Origin of the sequence: Exiguobacterium aestuarii, assembly GCF_020171655.1 — a bacterium.
Classification (GTDB): domain Bacteria; phylum Bacillota; class Bacilli; order Exiguobacteriales; family Exiguobacteriaceae; genus Exiguobacterium; species Exiguobacterium aestuarii_A.
The window spans coordinates 987,452-1,003,494 of sequence record NZ_JAIVAC010000001.1; the positions used below are offsets into that span (position 1 = coordinate 987,452).

The 16,043-nt window shown below is 47.2% G+C and carries 20 protein-coding genes; 7 read left to right on the forward strand and 13 right to left on the reverse strand.

What is annotated here, in order from left to right; translation table 11 throughout:
* Positions 1-6: 6 nt before the first annotated feature.
* Together deoB and xerD are read right to left on the reverse strand one after the other, a co-directional pair.
* Positions 7-1,173, reverse strand: a complete 1,167-nt coding sequence (gene deoB, locus LCM29_RS05230) for a phosphopentomutase (protein ID WP_224861348.1) — start codon at positions 1,171-1,173, stop codon at positions 7-9.
* Between the two features lie 23 nt (positions 1,174-1,196).
* A complete protein-coding gene (xerD, locus tag LCM29_RS05235; RefSeq protein ID WP_214748184.1) occupies positions 1,197-2,081 on the reverse strand; it encodes a site-specific tyrosine recombinase XerD in 885 nt (294 codons plus the stop codon).
* A gap of 223 nt (positions 2,082-2,304) precedes the next feature.
* Here xerD and LCM29_RS05240 point away from each other — a divergent pair, with 223 nt between their 5' ends.
* The 4 genes from LCM29_RS05240 to LCM29_RS05255 are packed head-to-tail and all read left to right on the forward strand — an operon-like array spanning position 2,305 to position 5,718.
* On the forward strand, positions 2,305-3,318 hold the full coding sequence (locus tag LCM29_RS05240; protein WP_224861350.1) for an ROK family protein: 1,014 nt from the start codon (positions 2,305-2,307) through the stop codon (positions 3,316-3,318).
* On the forward strand, positions 3,315-4,469 hold the full coding sequence (locus LCM29_RS05245) for an MFS transporter (RefSeq protein WP_224861352.1): 1,155 nt from the start codon (positions 3,315-3,317) through the stop codon (positions 4,467-4,469). The genes LCM29_RS05240 and LCM29_RS05245 overlap by 4 nt, the downstream gene beginning before the upstream one ends.
* Positions 4,470-4,480: 11 nt before the next feature.
* Entirely contained in the window at positions 4,481-4,861 is a 381-nt protein-coding gene (locus LCM29_RS05250; RefSeq protein ID WP_224861354.1) for a VOC family protein, read from the forward strand.
* 20 nt (positions 4,862-4,881) lie between these two features.
* A complete protein-coding gene (locus tag LCM29_RS05255) occupies positions 4,882-5,718 on the forward strand; it encodes a Cof-type HAD-IIB family hydrolase (protein WP_224861356.1) in 837 nt (278 codons plus the stop codon).
* Positions 5,719-5,761: 43 nt separating this feature from the next.
* Here LCM29_RS05255 and LCM29_RS05260 read toward each other — a convergent pair whose 3' ends face one another.
* Both LCM29_RS05260 and LCM29_RS05265 read right to left on the reverse strand, forming a co-directional pair.
* Positions 5,762-6,241, reverse strand: a complete 480-nt coding sequence (locus LCM29_RS05260) for a Fur family transcriptional regulator (RefSeq protein ID WP_012726507.1) — start codon at positions 6,239-6,241, stop codon at positions 5,762-5,764.
* Between the two features lie 112 nt (positions 6,242-6,353).
* Positions 6,354-6,884 carry an NUDIX hydrolase gene (locus LCM29_RS05265; protein ID WP_224861358.1) on the reverse strand — a complete coding sequence of 177 codons (531 nt, stop codon included), beginning with the start codon at positions 6,882-6,884 and terminating at the stop codon, positions 6,354-6,356.
* Between the two features lie 72 nt (positions 6,885-6,956).
* On the opposite strand from LCM29_RS05265, the gene LCM29_RS05270 reads away from it, so the two are divergent.
* Complete coding sequence (locus LCM29_RS05270) at positions 6,957-7,787, forward strand: aldo/keto reductase (RefSeq protein ID WP_224861361.1); 831 nt, start codon at positions 6,957-6,959, stop codon at positions 7,785-7,787.
* A gap of 6 nt (positions 7,788-7,793) precedes the next feature.
* Here LCM29_RS05270 and LCM29_RS05275 read toward each other — a convergent pair whose 3' ends face one another.
* Positions 7,794-8,336, reverse strand: coding sequence for a PadR family transcriptional regulator (locus LCM29_RS05275; RefSeq protein WP_224861363.1), 543 nt, complete (start codon positions 8,334-8,336; stop codon positions 7,794-7,796).
* A 129-nt stretch (positions 8,337-8,465) separates the two neighbouring features.
* Between LCM29_RS05275 and LCM29_RS05280 the strand changes: the two genes are divergently transcribed.
* Entirely contained in the window at positions 8,466-8,780 is a 315-nt protein-coding gene (locus LCM29_RS05280) for a thioredoxin family protein (RefSeq protein WP_012726511.1), read from the forward strand.
* A gap of 102 nt (positions 8,781-8,882) precedes the next feature.
* Complete coding sequence (locus LCM29_RS05285; protein ID WP_224861366.1) at positions 8,883-9,236, forward strand: hypothetical protein; 354 nt, start codon at positions 8,883-8,885, stop codon at positions 9,234-9,236.
* Between the two features lie 16 nt (positions 9,237-9,252).
* On the opposite strand, the gene LCM29_RS05290 is transcribed toward LCM29_RS05285, so the two are convergent.
* The 8 genes from LCM29_RS05290 to LCM29_RS05325 are packed head-to-tail and all read right to left on the reverse strand — an operon-like array spanning position 9,253 to position 16,003.
* Positions 9,253-10,179: an NAD(P)/FAD-dependent oxidoreductase gene (locus LCM29_RS05290; RefSeq protein WP_224861368.1), complete on the reverse strand. Its 927-nt coding sequence runs from the start codon at positions 10,177-10,179 to the stop codon at positions 9,253-9,255.
* Positions 10,176-10,757 carry a CDP-alcohol phosphatidyltransferase family protein gene (locus tag LCM29_RS05295; RefSeq protein WP_224861370.1) on the reverse strand — a complete coding sequence of 194 codons (582 nt, stop codon included), beginning with the start codon at positions 10,755-10,757 and terminating at the stop codon, positions 10,176-10,178. The genes LCM29_RS05290 and LCM29_RS05295 overlap by 4 nt, the downstream gene beginning before the upstream one ends.
* Positions 10,750-11,637, reverse strand: coding sequence for an ABC transporter ATP-binding protein (locus LCM29_RS05300; protein ID WP_224861372.1), 888 nt, complete (start codon positions 11,635-11,637; stop codon positions 10,750-10,752). The genes LCM29_RS05295 and LCM29_RS05300 overlap by 8 nt, the downstream gene beginning before the upstream one ends.
* Complete coding sequence (locus LCM29_RS05305; protein ID WP_224861374.1) at positions 11,634-12,341, reverse strand: ABC transporter permease subunit; 708 nt, start codon at positions 12,339-12,341, stop codon at positions 11,634-11,636. The genes LCM29_RS05300 and LCM29_RS05305 overlap by 4 nt, the downstream gene beginning before the upstream one ends.
* Positions 12,338-13,111: an ABC transporter permease gene (locus LCM29_RS05310; RefSeq protein ID WP_224861376.1), complete on the reverse strand. Its 774-nt coding sequence runs from the start codon at positions 13,109-13,111 to the stop codon at positions 12,338-12,340. Before LCM29_RS05310 ends, LCM29_RS05305 begins: the two co-directional genes overlap by 4 nt.
* Positions 13,098-14,273 (reverse strand): ABC transporter substrate-binding protein, encoded by a 1,176-nt coding sequence (locus LCM29_RS05315; RefSeq protein ID WP_224861378.1) that lies wholly within the window; start codon positions 14,271-14,273, stop codon positions 13,098-13,100. The genes LCM29_RS05310 and LCM29_RS05315 overlap by 14 nt, the downstream gene beginning before the upstream one ends.
* Before the next feature lie 15 nt (positions 14,274-14,288).
* Complete coding sequence (locus LCM29_RS05320) at positions 14,289-15,032, reverse strand: SDR family NAD(P)-dependent oxidoreductase (RefSeq protein WP_224861380.1); 744 nt, start codon at positions 15,030-15,032, stop codon at positions 14,289-14,291.
* Complete coding sequence (locus tag LCM29_RS05325) at positions 15,029-16,003, reverse strand: MBL fold metallo-hydrolase (protein WP_224861382.1); 975 nt, start codon at positions 16,001-16,003, stop codon at positions 15,029-15,031. Before LCM29_RS05325 ends, LCM29_RS05320 begins: the two co-directional genes overlap by 4 nt.
* Positions 16,004-16,043 lie beyond the last annotated feature (40 nt).

Consider the following 16,043-nt stretch of genomic DNA (forward strand, 5'->3'; position numbering starts at 1 on the left):
GCCTCCTCAAATTTCGTTTAAGAAACTCTTTCCGTTTGATGGTGCCGCAACGTCAAAGTTGTCAGCCACTGTCGCACCGATATCTGCAAACGTACCTCGAATGCCTAAATCAACTGCTTTCGCTCCAGTGTGATGTACGATGAGCGGTACATATTCACGCGTGTGGTCTGTACCAGCATGTACTGGGTCATTCCCGTGGTCCGCCGTGATGATGAGCAAGTCGTCTTCACGGAGACGTTCCATCACTTCAGTTAAACGGGCATCATATTCTTCAAGCGCGACGGCGTAGCCTTCTGGATCGCGACGATGACCGAACAATGCGTCAAAGTCGACCAAGTTCAAGAAGCAAAGTCCTTCGAAATCTTCCTCGAGTGATTCGACCAACTTGTCCATCCCGTCCATATTCGATTTCGTACGGACCGCTTTCGTCACGCCCTCACCGTCATAAATATCACTGATTTTCCCGAGAGCGATGACATCTTTCCCTGCCTCTTCGAGCGTATTCATGACTGTCTTACCGAAAGGCTTGAGTGCGTAGTCATGGCGATTTGCTGTACGTACCCATGCACCCGGTGTGCCGATGAACGGACGGGCGATAATTCGACCGAGCATATACGGGTCTTCACGTGTAATCTCACGCGCGTATTCACAAATCCGGTACAACTCGTCGATTGGCACAATCTCTTCGTGCGCGGCGATCTGTAGGACCGAATCTGCTGATGTATAAACGATGAGCGCGCCTGTCTCGACATGTTCTTCACCAAGCTCATCCAAGATGGCCGTACCTGATGCCGGCTTGTTTCCGATGATTTTTCGACCACTGAACTCTTCTAGACGATGAATCAAATCGTCCGGGAATTCTTCAAAAACGCGGAACGGCGTCTCGATATGAAGACCCATGATTTCCCAGTGCCCTGTCATCGTATCTTTACCAGCCGAGATTTCTTCCATACGACCATATGCACTTGGCGTCTCCGACACGTCGATTCCTTGAATCGGTTTAATGTTCGCGAGTCCGAGTTTTCCCATATTCGGCATGTTCAATCCGTTATGTTCACGAGCGATATGTCCGAGCGTATCGGCCCCTTTGTCACCGAACTGTTCAGCATCCGGTGCTTCACCGATACCGACCGAGTCCATGACCACTAAAAAAATGCGTTTAAACTTCTTCACAAAAAATTCCTCCTTTTCAATGTCTAGGCACGAGGGTGATGCTTGCGATACACATCATGTAGCCGCGACTTATTGACGTGTGTATACACTTGCGTCGTCGCTAAATCCGCATGACCGAGCATTTGTTGAATGGCACGTAAGTCTGCGCCGTTCTCGAGCAAGTGTGTCGCAAAAGAATGACGGAGAACGTGAGGTGTGATCTCCTTATCAATTCCGGCAAGCTTGGCACGTCGTTTGATCATCTTCCAAAATCCTTGACGACTGAGCCGTCCACCTCTGCCGTTTAAAAAGAGCGCTTCGGTCTCTCTGCCGCCGAGTCCGTTTCGGGCTTGTTGAATATACCGCTCGACAAACCCTTGCGCGACCGACGAAACCGGAATGATTCGAGCGCGCTCGCCTTTCCCTTCACATTGTAGATACCCCAATTCGAACTGCAAATCATCCAAATCAAGACCTAAAAGTTCACTGACCCGCATTCCGGTCCCGTAAAGCAACTCGAGCATCGCACGGTCCCGAAGTGAGAGCGGATCGGATGTCGGGACGCTATCTAAGAGACGCTCGACTTCCTGTTGCGACCAAGTATCCGGAAGTTGCTTTTCTGCTTTTGGCGTCTCTAGATACAGAGACGGATCAGTCGTCGTGACCCCGGTCATTTTTAGATGATGATGGAACATCCGGATTGAACTGACAGCTCGTCTCAAAGAGGACGAAGCACGTCCCGCCTGTGACAGTTCTTCGATATGCTTTACGATATGAGAACGTGTCACGTCGTTCCAATCTTTCACCCCCAACTGGTTTAAGGTCGATGCGTATTGCGTCAAATCGCTCGCATACGCCTGTCTCGTGTTGGCGGACATCCGCTTTTCAACCGTCATGTACTGAAGAAATGACTCGATATGCGAACGCATCATACCCTCCTCCTTCCTCGTTTCACCTGAATACGCTTACAGCATATCACTTATGTAAACTGTTGTGAAGATGTCTGACCTCATTTTTTAATCACTTTTTTGTGAACATAAAAGGTGATGTGTCATTGTTCTATTTTTTAATTTTTCTGGCATATTCCAATTCGGAACGATATACTACAAATGACTTATTAAAATATTTTAAAAAGTAGACTGGAGTGTGGTCGTGTTGAAAGATCCACAACATGAATTACTAGTTGATATCCGAAAGCAGATGGCTCTGTATAGCGTATCGACAATCTCTGAATTGAGTAAAGTCACACACGTTTCATTCCCTACCATCAAAAAGATGATCGATGACATGATTGTACGTGGGGAAGTCATCGAACATGGTCAGAAGGCGCCAGAAGGTGGGCGCCCTGCAAAAAGTTATGGGTATAATCCTGAATTCCGTCACTGTTTGACGTTATATATCGAAGCGAGAGAGATTCGCTACCGCTTGATTGACTGTCAACATCAGATTGTAGAAGATGGAGTGTCCCTAATCACCGATAGTCATTTAGAAGCATTAGGAGAACTAGTTGATCCGTTTATTGAGGACAAGACAAAAATCGGAGCGATTTCTGTCGGAGTCGCCGCTGCTGTAGACATGGGTCGGATTGTTTTCGCCCCAGAATACCCGTCGCTTGCGCACCTAGATTTAAAACACTGGTTGATGGAACGAACAGGACTTCCCGTCGTCATTGAAAATGATATGAATGCCGCCGTTTATGGATTTTCTAAACGAGATGAGACGACAACACATCAGTCCATCGTCTATCTCGGTCTCGGGAAGAATGGTCCTGGTGCTGGTATCTTGTTCGATGGACACGTCGCTCGTGGACAATCCGGGTTTAGTGGAGAAGTTTCATTTCTTCCGCTTTATGATGATGCATCGTTTTATGACCGTATTAAAGATAAGCCTTATGGACCAAACGTTCTGAAGAAAGAAGAAATTGATGCATTGGGACGTCTCGTCGCTACGTTTGCTGCGACACTCAACCCCCACGCATTTATTTTCTCAGATGTCGATCTCGTTCAAGAGGATTTGCTTCGCATTAACCGTGCCTGCGAACGATACCTTCCCTCCCGTCACATTCCCGTCCTTCGAATCGGGCAATGGGAGGAAGATTATTTTTCGGGACTGGCCCGACTCGGCATTGAATTGACGCTCGAAACCATACAACGAGGTGACGTATGACGATTTTATTATTGGCTGTAATTTATATCGCGTTTATCAGCCTCGGTCTCCCGGATGCCCTGCTCGGTGTCGGTTGGCCACTCATGCATCAAGAGTTTTCAGCCCCATTATCGATGGTCGGTTGGATTTTCATGACAATTGCTGGCGGAACGATTCTGTCGAGTATACTCAGCGGCAAACTATTAGAGCACTTTGACACGAAACAAGTCACATTCGGTTCAACGCTACTGACCGCGCTCTGTCTGTTCGGTTTCTATTGGGCGCCTTCAATTGGTTGGCTGTTCGCATTAGCCATTCCGCTTGGTTTAGGGGCAGGTGCCGTCGATGCCGCACTGAATCATTACGTTGCAGAACACTACGAAGCACATCATATGAATTGGTTACACTGTTTTTGGGGGATTGGCGCAACCGGTGGACCACTCGTCATGGCGGGAGTGTTGACGGAGAATGGATGGCGTGACGGCTATTTGATCATCGCTGCAGTTCAGTTCGGTTTGGCCCTCGTGTTATTGCTGTCCTTCCCACTCTGGAAACAGAAAGGTCAGTCAATTACACACCATCAAGAAACAGCCGTCACGACGCTCGAACGACAGTTTCCACTTGGAATTTCTTATGCATTGGTCACGTTTTTACTTTATTGCGGGGTCGAAGCATTGATTGGCTTATGGACAAGTAGTTACCTCGTGCAGACGAAACAATTTTCGATCGCGACGGCTGCGGCATGGGTGTCAATCTATTACGGTAGTATCACGCTCGGGCGATTCGTGAGCGGGTTTCTCTCATTCCGTTTCACAAACAAACAGATGATTCGGATGGGACAATCGCTTGCCCTTCTCGGTAGTATTTTCTTTTTCATCCCGACATCCGCGACGATGTTAGTCGGCTTGATATTGATTGGATTCGGATTGGCTCCGATTTATCCGAGTATGCTTCACGATACACCGAACCGGTTCGGGTCTGCCCAATCAAAACGATTGATGGGTTTCCAAATGGCATTCGCTTACACCGGAAGTACGTTTTTACCACCATTGTTTGGTTTGCTCGTCTCTCAAACGTCACTTGGCTTCCTGCCACTCGTGACAGTCATGATCATGATGGGGATGCTTTTTAGTACAGAGCGATTGAATCAAAGGATTAGACGAACAACATAGGAGGAGCCTACATGAGAATTGAGCATATTGCGCTTTGGGTCGAAAATCTTGAGAACATGCGCATGTTTTATGAGACCTACTTCGACGCCCAATCGAATGAGAAATATGAAAATCCATCGAAGCGATTTGAATCGTATTTTTTGACGTTTCCTGATTCAAGTTGTCGAATCGAATTGATGCACCGACCAGATCTTGTGAAGCATACGAAAGAAATGATCGGATATGCCCACATCGCCTTCTCACTCGAAAGTAAGCAAGCGGTAGATACGTTGACGGAGCGGCTTCGACTCGACGGATACACACACGTGGACGGCCCACGGACGACCGGGGACGGCTATTACGAAAGTGTCTGTCTCGACCCAGAAGGAAATAAAATCGAGTTGACCATCTAATTTGAAAAGGAGCGAACAATATGATTCAGGCTATTTTACTTGATTTAGACGGAACGCTGTTGAATGACCAGAAATTGATTACCGAACAGACGAAGTGCACGCTCATGGCATTACAACGACAAGGTGTCAAAGTCGTTCTTGCCTCTGGCCGTCCGAAGCGCGGGATGTTGCCATATGCTGAAGAGTTGAGACTACACGAGTACAATGGGCTGATTGTCTCTTCAAACGGAGCTTGTGTCACGGACGCTACGACAGATGAGACATTATTTGAACAACCGATGCAAATCGATAATGTTCGCTCGATTTTAGAGCATTTAGAGAAATTCGACGTCATCCCGATGATTAACGATGAAACGTATATGTATGTAAAAGATGTATTTGCCGGAATGATTGAGGTGAACGGACAACTCGTTAACATCATCGAATACGAGTCGAGAGGCGGACGATTCCAACTACGCGAAGAGCCGAATTTAAGAGACATCATCGAGTTCCCTGTTCATAAAATCCTCGTCGCAGGTCAACCTGATTATTTACAAGAAGTCGCACCTGCTATGGCAGACCCTTTTGACGATCGGGTCACGAGTATGTTCACGGCAGCGATGTATTACGAATTCACCGATTTAGGAATCGATAAAGCGAAAGCGCTTCGTCACGTCTTTGAAGAATTGTCGATTGACCGTGAACAGGTCATTGCTTTCGGAGATGGTCATAACGACCGTTCAATCATTGAGTACGCAGGAATCGGAATTGCCATGGGAAATGCAGTCGGGGCACTGATTGACATAGCGAGTGAAGTCACGACATCAAACAATGAAGACGGGATTTCAAGAGTTCTTGAACGATACATTACTCATTGAAAAAAGGACAGATGACCCGATTGGGCCGTCTGTCCTTCATCTTTTAACCGTTGATCACTGCTTTATGACCTTCGAGCGTGACGCCTTTTGCTTGGCATACTTTACAGATGCCGTGAAACGTCAAGCGATGGTCTTTAATGAGAAATTCGTATTTGCTCTCGACTTTTTTCTCGACATCGACGAGCAAATCTTCCATGATTTCTTCGACCGAGCCGCATTCGACACAGACGAGATGGTGGTGCGAATGATTCGCCCCTTCAGGACGCAAATCAAAGCGTGCGACCCCGTCACCGAAGTTGACTTTGTCGACAACACCGAGTTCAGTCAATAACTCAAGTGTGCGATACACCGTTGCGAGTCCGATCTCTGGTGCGATGCTCTTGACGAGCATAAAGACGTTCTCGGCACTCAAATGGTCACTCTCATTCTCAAGTAAGATGCGAACCGTCGATTCACGTTGCGGTGTCAATTTATATCCTTTGGCGCTCAATTGCTGTTTAATTCGTTCAATTCGCGTTTCCATAAGGCGCCCCCTCTTTACATAGTTCACTACACAAAGCATACCGAAGTTTTAATCAATTTTCAATTTAAAATCATTACTATGTAAGTTTACCATATAAAATTTCAGATTAGAATTATTTTAATCTAGACAATTGCCACCATTGTATCGCCATGATTGTCTTCGCATCGGTGATGACACCTCTGTCTAACAAATCAACCGCCTCTTCAAAAGAATATCGTTTCACGTTTAAAAACTCATCCTCGTCAAGATTCATTTCACCCGCTGATAATCCTTTCGCGACAAACACATCGACTCGCTCACTGCAAAAACCTGGGGCTCCGTAGAAAGAAAAAATCTTTTCGAGCGACTCCGCCGTATATCCGGTCTCTTCAGCTAACTCACGTTCGGCACTCGATACCGGTTCTTCCCCTTTTTCAAGTTTGCCTGCTGGGATTTCAAGCGACATCGATTCAAACGCTTTTCGATACTGCTCTACCATGACAATTTTGTCCGATTCTTCGATGACGAGCACGGCAACAGCACCGTTGTGATAGACGAGTTCTCGCACAGACGTGTTTCCATTCGGAAGGGAGACGACATGCTTTTCCACATCGAAAATCTTACCTTCGTAGATGACTTCCCGCTCAATCGTTTTTTCTTCCATATGATTACTCCTCACTTTTCGATATACTCTGATTATGAGTCAAACCAACATTTCGAACAAGGAGGAATCCATATGAGTGAACTCGGACTCGGAACGATGACCATTTTGAAACATGGAGAAATTGAGGCAAAGAAGATCCTCGAGACGGCCATTCAATCGGGGATTCGCCATATCGATACAGCAGATGTCTATGCACGACAAGCTGTCGAGCGCGTAATCGGGGAAACGTTAGGTCAGGAACGAAAACAACTCTTTTTAGCGAGTAAAGGTGGAAATGAACTGACTGAGGACGGGATGCGCTGGAATCCTGATCCGTCCTACTTAGAGGAAGCGTTACACGGATCGCTCGAGCGATTGCAAACCGATTATCTAGATTTATATTACATTCACGGTGGTACGCTCGAGGACGATCTCGACGCAACGATTGAATGGGCGCAAAAACAAAAGCGTGACGGTTTCATCCGACAAATCGGACTCTCGTCCATTCGACCGAACGTCATCAAACATTGGGTCGCTTCTGGAGCTCTCGATGTACTCATGACGCCGTATTCCCTTCTTGACCGACGACCAGAGACGCTTGATTTGTCGATTCCAATCGTTGGACGTGGTGTTCTTGCCAAAGGATTACTGACGGATGAATGGGAGACACGACTCGGGGATAAAGGATTTGAGGCGTGGCGAAAAGAGGAACTTGCCAGTGAATTGGCGATGATGCCTAATCCGATTCAGGCGTATGCACTCGAAGCCGCTAAGCGGTTCTGTGACGTCGTTTTACCGGGTGCCTCTTCAGTGAAGCAATTGAACGAGACGATTCGCGCGTACGAGACTGAAATCGATGAAGAAGCGCTTGATCGACTACTCGCCCGTCTGCCAATCCATCCTTATACAAAACACGTGACCTGAACTGTTTCAGGTCACGTGTTTTTCATTGCGCGTTTTAATCTGTTCGATTGCCCAGTTTGCCCATCCGGCATAGTTTTCCATCATCCGAATCGCATATTCACTCGTCAATAAATAACCGAGCGTATCTTCATCAGATTGATGTTCTTCCTGGAACATTCGAATTTGTTGGGCAACTTGTTCGTGATGGGCTTTTGTCTCTTCGATATATCGGACCGCTTCTTCGACTGGAAGCAATTGAAGCAAACTGACTCGCAAAAGGTTCTCATCTTTCATTTTTGGTTGAAACGATGTCGGTTGACGTAGCCAGTTGATCAACTCCTCACGTCCTTGGTCCGTGATCGAGTAGATTTTCTTATCAGGCAACTCCTGTTGCGAAATATGCTCCGCTGAGACGAGGTCATCTTCTTCCATCTTTAACAGTTCCCGATAAATCTGTGTATGGTGTGCGTTCCAAAAATGAATCATCTGCGCCTTGAACGTCGCGTTCAGGGCATACCCGGTCGCAGGCTGGTGGGTCAATAACCCGAGCAATGCGTGACGTAACGCCATATCCATCACCTTTTCCTTATCATGCTATTTTTATAAGTGTATCACATTCTTCTATGAATTCGAGAATGCCAATCTGTTGACGACTCGTTTAAAACCCGACAAAATAGATAGAAGAAAGGAGAGTTGTTTATGCAACCGATTCATTCATCACAACAATTTGACGAAGCCACAAAAGATCATGGAATGGTAGTCTTCACTACGTCATGGTGCCCGGACTGCAAACGTCTCGACATGTATGTCGACGAGCTCGTCAAAGACTATCCACAGTTTAACTGGCATGTCGTCGACCGCGACGAACTACCAGAATTATCTGATGCTCAAGAAGTTCGCGGCATCCCTTCACTTCTCTATTATAAAGACGGGGTAAAGCAAGAACACCTCCACTCGGCAAACGCCAAGACGGAGATGCAAATTCGTTCATTCCTCGATACGATTCAAGCATAACCTGATTCCTGCAGACCTATCAGCTGCAGGATTTTTTTGTACACGCTTATGTCATCCTCATCTATACTGTAAGAAATAACCAAACAGGAAAGGAGAATGATCATGATTCGAACTCGCCTTTTTACCGCACTTTGTTTCACTATCTTCATGTTAATCGGCTGTACACAATCATCCACCTCATCACCTATACCACCGGATGATGAGAAAGTCATCATAAATCATGCAATTGAATATCTAAACAATATGGATTGGCTACCAACCGACGAAGATGGCAAACAGGCCACGATTCAATCCATCACAGTCGACGATCGTTTTGAATTAATTGATTCACGCTTTGAAGGGTCAAGGGCCTGGCTCGTCACGTTTCCTTCTGATTCACAGCGCACGGTCGAGATTCCACAAGTGCTCGTTGAATCAGAATCGAATGAAGTGATTGGCTATTTGCCGAGCGAATGACGCTTTAGACCTCCGACTACTTGTAGTGCCGAACATATCGCGAGTCAATGAAACGCTTCACATAATATGGAAGACGTCCATGCCACGTGAACTGTCCAAATGTCAGCAAGGCACGACCTGGTGTCGTCAATAGTATATTCATCGATTGACGTCTTCGAAATGGTTGACTCGTCTCACCGAGTAAGCGCTTGGCGACAAAGCGCCCCGATCTGACAGCATCGACACCTCCGTTTAAAATGGATGCCATATCTCCTGTTATATATATATTCGTAAACTGATGATGACGCAAATATTCATCCGTCGCTATAAAATTGTCAGGTTTTGCAAGTCCGGATTCAGCCCACCATTCTACGGGAACAACGCCCGTCGCATCTAGCAGAAGCCCCTCCGATGCGTCATCTTGAAACTGTTGTTTCACGACCATAATGCCTGATTTCACTAGAAGACGTTCAATTTGTTTCTGTCTATGGAGCGGCACGTATGGCATAATCTTTTTCGCATACAGCGTCACGTCTTTCGTCTTTGCGCACGTAAACGCCAATTCTACACCGGCCTTGCCTCCACCGACAATCGTCACTACCGGACTCGAATCGATACGGTCAAGTAAAGCTTGTGACATCGGTTTAAGCGGTGTCCCAATGCCTCTACTCTTTGCACCAGTCGCCAGCACAAGTTGATCGTAGTGAAACAAGCCCTGTTCCGTTTGAACGGTTTGCTGATGAGGGTCTATTGAGATAACCCGTTCTGCGACCGGTTCAAGTCGTGGCAATTGGACTGTCGCGGAGTTCATGAGCCCGGCAATCACTTGTGGGAAGGCACCTGTATACACCGTCTGACGTCCTCCGATGAATTGAACTTCGTAATGCTCTCGAATCTCATCAAGACGGTCCAAAATTTCAAGCTGGCCGTGACCGAGTCCTGCCAACATCAATACTGGTTTCATCGCAAAATTCTCCGCGCCTCGATGAATCGTTGCGTGATTGTCATCACTTCAAGTACTAAAAAGATGAGCGCAATCACACCGACCCAGTTCGGGAAGAGAATCATCAATGTGAACAAGATGAAGCATTCCGTTCGTTCAATGATTCCAGGCTGATAATAAAATGTCTTCTCTGATCGCCTTGAACTACTTGCACCGACAGCCAAAAATAGCGTCATCGCAATGACAAATGATCCAATCAATATGAGAAAGATTGGCATGTATTCCGGATAGCGAAGTGCGAGGGCAATCACGACCGACAATTCGACAAACCGGTCCAAGACGAGATCGAGCACCGTCCCAAATCCAGTCGTTTTGGATTTTCGTGCCATCGTCCCATCCAAGACATCAAGCAAACCGGATAGCCACAATAAGATAACGGCCGTCCAGTGCATGTCATTATAAATAAAGATTCCTGTCGAAACCCCTATGATTCCGCCTAAAATGGTTACTTCATTCGGTGTAAAGTTCCATTTGAGCAGTCGATTCGCCCCCCGTTCAATGACAGGCTGGACGTAACGACTCCCGTACGTATCAAGCATGGTATTCCTCCTTTCGTTTGATTCGATATGTCATTCCGATTCGAAACCATTCATGCGTCGGTAACATGACCGACCTCCCATCCTCGAAATGATATTCTCCAAAGCACTGACCGAACCGATAAATTTTCTTCATCAATTGCACCGGTTCACCAATCGTTTCGGATATTTCCACCTCGGACAATGGTCGAAGTTTGCCATCGAGCATGACAAAGTCTCCGAATCCAGGTGCGGAGTCATATAACTCCTCTGCGGTCCCTGTCTGCGTCACCTTGCCAGCTTCAAGCAGTGTCACTCGATCTGCCATGAGCATCGCCTCTTCTCGGTCATGGGTGACCAATACTGCCGTGAGGCCGAGCTCTTTGACTAAGTCACGGATGAAACGTTGCAAATCAAGTTTTAGCTTCGGATCAAGGTTTGTGAACGGTTCATCCAATAACAGAAGTTCCGGTTCTGCCGCTAGAGCCCGGGCAAGGCTCACGCGTTGCTGTTCTCCACCCGATAGTTCGTGTATTTCAGCATTGTACCGGTCAGCGAGGCGAACGACCTGTAACCAATGTTCTGCTTGTTTACGTGAACGCCCACGTGTCGCGAGTGTGACGTTCTCCCCTACCGTCAGATGTGGGAACAACAATGCGGTCTGCGATAGCATCGTGACGCGACGTTTATGGGCGGGAATGTTGTTCAAGGAGCGATGATTCCACCACACATCACCTCCATCAGCCGTCTCGAGACCTGCGATGATTCGGAGAATTGTCGATTTCCCTGAGCCGCTCACCCCGACGATTGCATGAATGTCATGAGGTGCGACTTTAAAATTGACACCATCTAATATGTGTCTTGATCCAAATTGTTTACGTAAATCGTGTACATTCAAACTCATTGTAGACGTCCTTTCAGCATACGCACCATCCACCGATTCCATCCGGAAAGCAAAAAATAGATGACTACGGGGAATAAGATGAGCATCCATGTGTTCGAGAGCGCGAGACTCCTATTGTTTCCCGCGTAAGATTGATACAATTCTGTCGTCACCGTCGGGATCAATCCTGCACCGATCAGCTGAATGAGTGCGAATTGACTGAGTAAAATGACGGTCGTGAATAACGCGATGGTCCGCATCATTCTCGAGAAGAGCGGATACAGTACATAGACGACTCGTCGACTCATCGGCAATAGTCGTGCCTGTTCTAAAAGTGGACGACCGATGACCGCCATTCCGTTATAAGCGAGACGGATTGAATATGGAATCGTCACGACGAGCAAGGCAAGTATGACTCCGATATAAGTCCCGATTAGCCCAACTTCCGCTAAGATCAGGTAAAGCCCAAACAAAGTGGCAAGCATCGGAATGAACAGCGGTAAAAACACAAGCCATTCTATGACACTTTTCCATCTCGATTCTGTCCATAAGAGCCACCAGGCAAATGTCGTCGCGAGCCATACATTGATTCCGGATAGAATGATGGTTAATCCAACCGTATGAACAATGTACTCAACATTCCCGATTTCCATTGACGGAGCGACTAAAAATAAACTGACGAATGGGAATAGCGCAATAAGTAGGATGAATCCTTGACGAATCATCGTCTTACCCCCCGTTCAATCCGTCGTCGAACGGATGCGGTCATCACGTAAGACACAAATACACCGAATCCGACAAAACATGTCCAAATAAGGGCGACGGCATACGGTTCTGTCGCCTCCAAATAGAGTCCCGTAGAGAGTCGTTCGTATGCGAGGACACCAATTAGTTTCGGATAGGTCACACCGAGCAGTGCCGGAACCTCATACGCAAATGAAATAAAAGCGATTAAAATCCAAGTCGAGTCGAGCAACGGTTTAATCAAGAACGGGAACTCTGCATGTTTGAACTGTGCATAGGGAGAAAGTTGCAGCGTTTTCGCCGTTTCTACGTAACCCCGATTCAATTGTTCGTACGTTCCAATCATCATTAAAAAGACAAACGGAGTCTCCTTCCATATGTATGTCAGGATGACCGTCACATAATCTCGCTCGTTCGACTCAATCCCCCAAAAACCATTGGACCCACTAAATAATAGCCAAAACAAATACGCCGCTGCGATGTGAGGAACGAACATCGGGATTTTCAAGATTGTCGATGTGAATCGCCATCGTTGATTTACAACCGTCCGTGCAACCCACGTTCCGAGGACGAGCGATACGATTGTCGACACACTGACGACATAAAGCGTAGTGAATAAACTATCTCGCCACGTTTCGTCTGTCAACAGTGCGCCCCAATCCGTCCCGAGCGCCTCCATTCCTAGAAAAAAGAGGGCAGCGAGCGGCAAAAAAGATACGAGAATTGATAACGCGACACTACTTCGCAACACTCGGCCACTCCTCGCGTACGGCATCAATGATGTTCGGTCCGTAATCTGGAATCGAGCGTTCGAGCAACTGTTCTGAATTTGGATACGTCACGCCGTCTCCTAGCTCTTCGAAGGCTTTTTGGTCGTTTGCATCAAGTTTTGTTAAATCGAGTGACGTCCCATCTCCCCAATAATCAGGACCTTGTTTCACGAGCTGAGCTTCTGGCGATAACAGTTCTTGAATGAGAACGAGCGCCCCATCTGGATTTGGTGAATTGAAGGGGATAGCCAAAAAGTGCGTCGAGGCAATCGAGTGATCTAAGAGAAGTGCACGTGTCTCTTTCGGGAAGATGCCTTCCTTCACTTCCGCTTCGGCTCGACGTTCATTGAAGCCCATTGTCATCCAAACTTCCCCTGATGCATAGAGTTGATCGAGTTGTTCAAGCGTCTTCGGATACGTCTGTCCTTCTTTCCATAAATTCGGGGACCACGCTTTCAAATCATCCCAGAACGACTCTTCAACGGTCGCATTTTTGTTCAATTCATCACCGTAGCGCTCATATAAAAGATGGCGGACAAAAGCATTTCCAGTGAAATCTGTGACTTCAGGATACGTGAAACGACCTGGGTTGTCTTCGGTCCAGCGACGTAATTCCTCAAACGATTCTGGAGGATTGTCTACTTTCGCTGCATCGTAATGCAAGATAAACTGTACATTTCCCCAAGCGAGTTCCAAGTCATCTGTCGGTGTACCGGCATCTGATTGTTGAGCCGTTTCATTTAATAACGTGGCATTTGGGACACGCTCCATCAGTCCATCCCGAAGGAGTCCTGCTTCTTTCGCATTTCGGAAATTATCGCCGTTAATCCAGACGACGTCGATTGTTCCGACTTGTCTGTCCGCTTTTTTGTCGAGCGATAGCTGACGTACGAATTCTGCCGTATCCATCGCGACACGATTTAATTCGACATCGTAAGATTCCTCAAGCCGGGGTGCCACATAGTCATCAATATAGCTATTGATTCCTTCGTCCCCACCCCACATATATAGATTGACGGTCGACCCTTCCGCTGACTCAGCCGCAGCTTCGAATGTGTCCGAAAACTCAACCGCCTCTTCATTCCCACATGCTGCAACGAAAGTGAGCATAAGCGTTGCGAGCAATACTCTCCATTTCTTCATCGTTCTCCCCCTTTTTTACTTTTTCTCAAATCCCCGTTTTGCGAGCATTTCGAACATAGTTGGGCATATTGCATACACATTCGCACCGATATTCATCCACCACGGCGCATTGATCTCGCGTTTGCGCGTCAAACTCCCTTTGACAATCGCGTCGGCTAATCGTTTCGGATCAAGCATGATTCCTTTAACGCTTTGGGCATATGTACCACTCTTATCGGCCCGATCAAAGAACGGCGTGGCAATCGGTCCCGGATTGACGGTCATGACATGGATGCCACGTGGCTTCAACTCGAGTCTCAGGGCGTTCGAAAACTGTAAAAGTGCCGCCTTCGACCCAGCGTATACAGCTGATTTCGGTGTCGGAACTTTTGCAGCTTGCGAACAGATGTTGATGATGACACCTCCACGATCTAACACTCGGGCAGCGTTCCTCGATAACAGCATCGGAGCGACGGCATTCACATGCATCGTTTCTTTCATCAGATCGGTCGATTGATCAGTCACGAAATCAAATTCAGCCATTCCTGCGTTATTGACCCAAACGTCAAACTTCCCAAATCGCTCAATCACATCATCAACAAGAGCATCCGCCTTCGTGACGTCCGCGCGTATCCATTCTCCCTCACACATGGTCGCAATGGTTTTCAGACGTTCTTCATGTCTTCCAATCAATAACACGCTATATCCTTTTTCATAAAAAGAATGCGCCAATGCGGCACCGAGTCCGCTTGACGCACCTGTAATGACTACCCGTTTCATGACATCTCTTCTTTCTTTGTATAAATCCATTTTTGGTCATCTCGGCGTCTCTCGATGTCGCCACGCTCTTCGAGTAAACTGAGTCGTGCGAACACCTCGCTAAAGACGAGTGGCATACCACTTCGCATCTTTCTCCCATATAATTTCATCGACCAATCAAAGACACTGAGTCCATCTTCCCATTCGGCGAGCAATTGTTCACTGCGTTCATACCGTTGTCGGATTCGGCTCTCAATCAAATCGTTCGGATGATGAATCGGTTCACCATGTCCACTGACGACAAGTTTCAAATCGATTCCACGCAACTTTTTAAGTGAATCGATGTAGAGAATAACTGGTGAGGCAAACCCTTCACCCTCATACGGTTGTTCAATGAGTGGATTTGGTTCGACCTTATCAATCAAGTGATCTCCCGCAATCAAAACGCCTCCAGGACCGATCAATCCGAGCTGGTCACTCGCATGTCCCGGCAAATGAATCGTTTGCCACGCCCCGTCCGGTGTCACAGCTTGTCCGTCACTGAACGTCATGGTGACAGTCGTCGGCCCAATCCAACGTAATGCTTCCCGATAGTCTGGCAATTTTTCCACGAGTGGCGCCGGTGCTCCAAACGAGAGCGCCAATTCATGTAAAAAGTGGTTGCCCCTTTTTAGAAAATTCGGGGTTTGTTCTAAGTATCGAACGAGCTTCTCGTGCCCATACACCGGAATCGAGGCATCACGAAGTCGCCACGCCTGCCCCGCATGGTCGGCATGATGATGCGTCAAAAATAAAAAGTCGATGTCAGACAACGATAGTTCAAGCTCTTCAAGTTGCCGATTCAATGAAGTCCACGCTTCTTCCGTATCTGGTCCACAGTCGACCATAAAAAAGCGATTCTTATGTTCAACGATATATACGTTCACGTTTCCAACTTCGAACGGTGTCGGAATATCGAGTCTTGCCAGTTGGCTTGAAATCCAGTCCGCCACGTCATCACCACCCCTTCTTCCTGTCTTTCTCCATTATACC

Excerpts from the sequence above, each read along its gene's own strand:
- LCM29_RS05275 (WP_224861363.1), bottom strand. The coding sequence starts at position 8,336 with ATGGCGTTACGTCACGCATTGCTCGGGTTATTGACCCACCAGCCTGCG.
- LCM29_RS05255 (WP_224861356.1), top strand. The coding sequence starts at position 4,882 with ATGATTCAGGCTATTTTACTTGATTTAGACGGAACGCTGTTGAATGAC.
- LCM29_RS05290 (WP_224861368.1), bottom strand. The coding sequence starts at position 10,179 with ATGAAACCAGTATTGATGTTGGCAGGACTCGGTCACGGCCAGCTTGAA.
- LCM29_RS05265 (WP_224861358.1), bottom strand. The coding sequence starts at position 6,884 with ATGGAAGAAAAAACGATTGAGCGGGAAGTCATCTACGAAGGTAAGATT.
- LCM29_RS05315 (WP_224861378.1), bottom strand. The coding sequence starts at position 14,273 with ATGAAGAAATGGAGAGTATTGCTCGCAACGCTTATGCTCACTTTCGTT.
- LCM29_RS05270 (WP_224861361.1), top strand. The coding sequence starts at position 6,957 with ATGAGTGAACTCGGACTCGGAACGATGACCATTTTGAAACATGGAGAA.
- LCM29_RS05295 (WP_224861370.1), bottom strand. The coding sequence starts at position 10,757 with ATGCTTGATACGTACGGGAGTCGTTACGTCCAGCCTGTCATTGAACGG.
- LCM29_RS05250 (WP_224861354.1), top strand. The coding sequence starts at position 4,481 with ATGAGAATTGAGCATATTGCGCTTTGGGTCGAAAATCTTGAGAACATG.
- LCM29_RS05300 (WP_224861372.1), bottom strand. The coding sequence starts at position 11,637 with ATGAGTTTGAATGTACACGATTTACGTAAACAATTTGGATCAAGACAC.
- LCM29_RS05260 (WP_012726507.1), bottom strand. The coding sequence starts at position 6,241 with ATGGAAACGCGAATTGAACGAATTAAACAGCAATTGAGCGCCAAAGGA.
- LCM29_RS05285 (WP_224861366.1), top strand. The coding sequence starts at position 8,883 with ATGATTCGAACTCGCCTTTTTACCGCACTTTGTTTCACTATCTTCATG.
- LCM29_RS05320 (WP_224861380.1), bottom strand. The coding sequence starts at position 15,032 with ATGAAACGGGTAGTCATTACAGGTGCGTCAAGCGGACTCGGTGCCGCA.
- LCM29_RS05305 (WP_224861374.1), bottom strand. The coding sequence starts at position 12,341 with ATGATTCGTCAAGGATTCATCCTACTTATTGCGCTATTCCCATTCGTC.
- xerD (WP_214748184.1), bottom strand. The coding sequence starts at position 2,081 with ATGCGTTCGCATATCGAGTCATTTCTTCAGTACATGACGGTTGAAAAG.
- LCM29_RS05245 (WP_224861352.1), top strand. The coding sequence starts at position 3,315 with ATGACGATTTTATTATTGGCTGTAATTTATATCGCGTTTATCAGCCTC.
- LCM29_RS05280 (WP_012726511.1), top strand. The coding sequence starts at position 8,466 with ATGCAACCGATTCATTCATCACAACAATTTGACGAAGCCACAAAAGAT.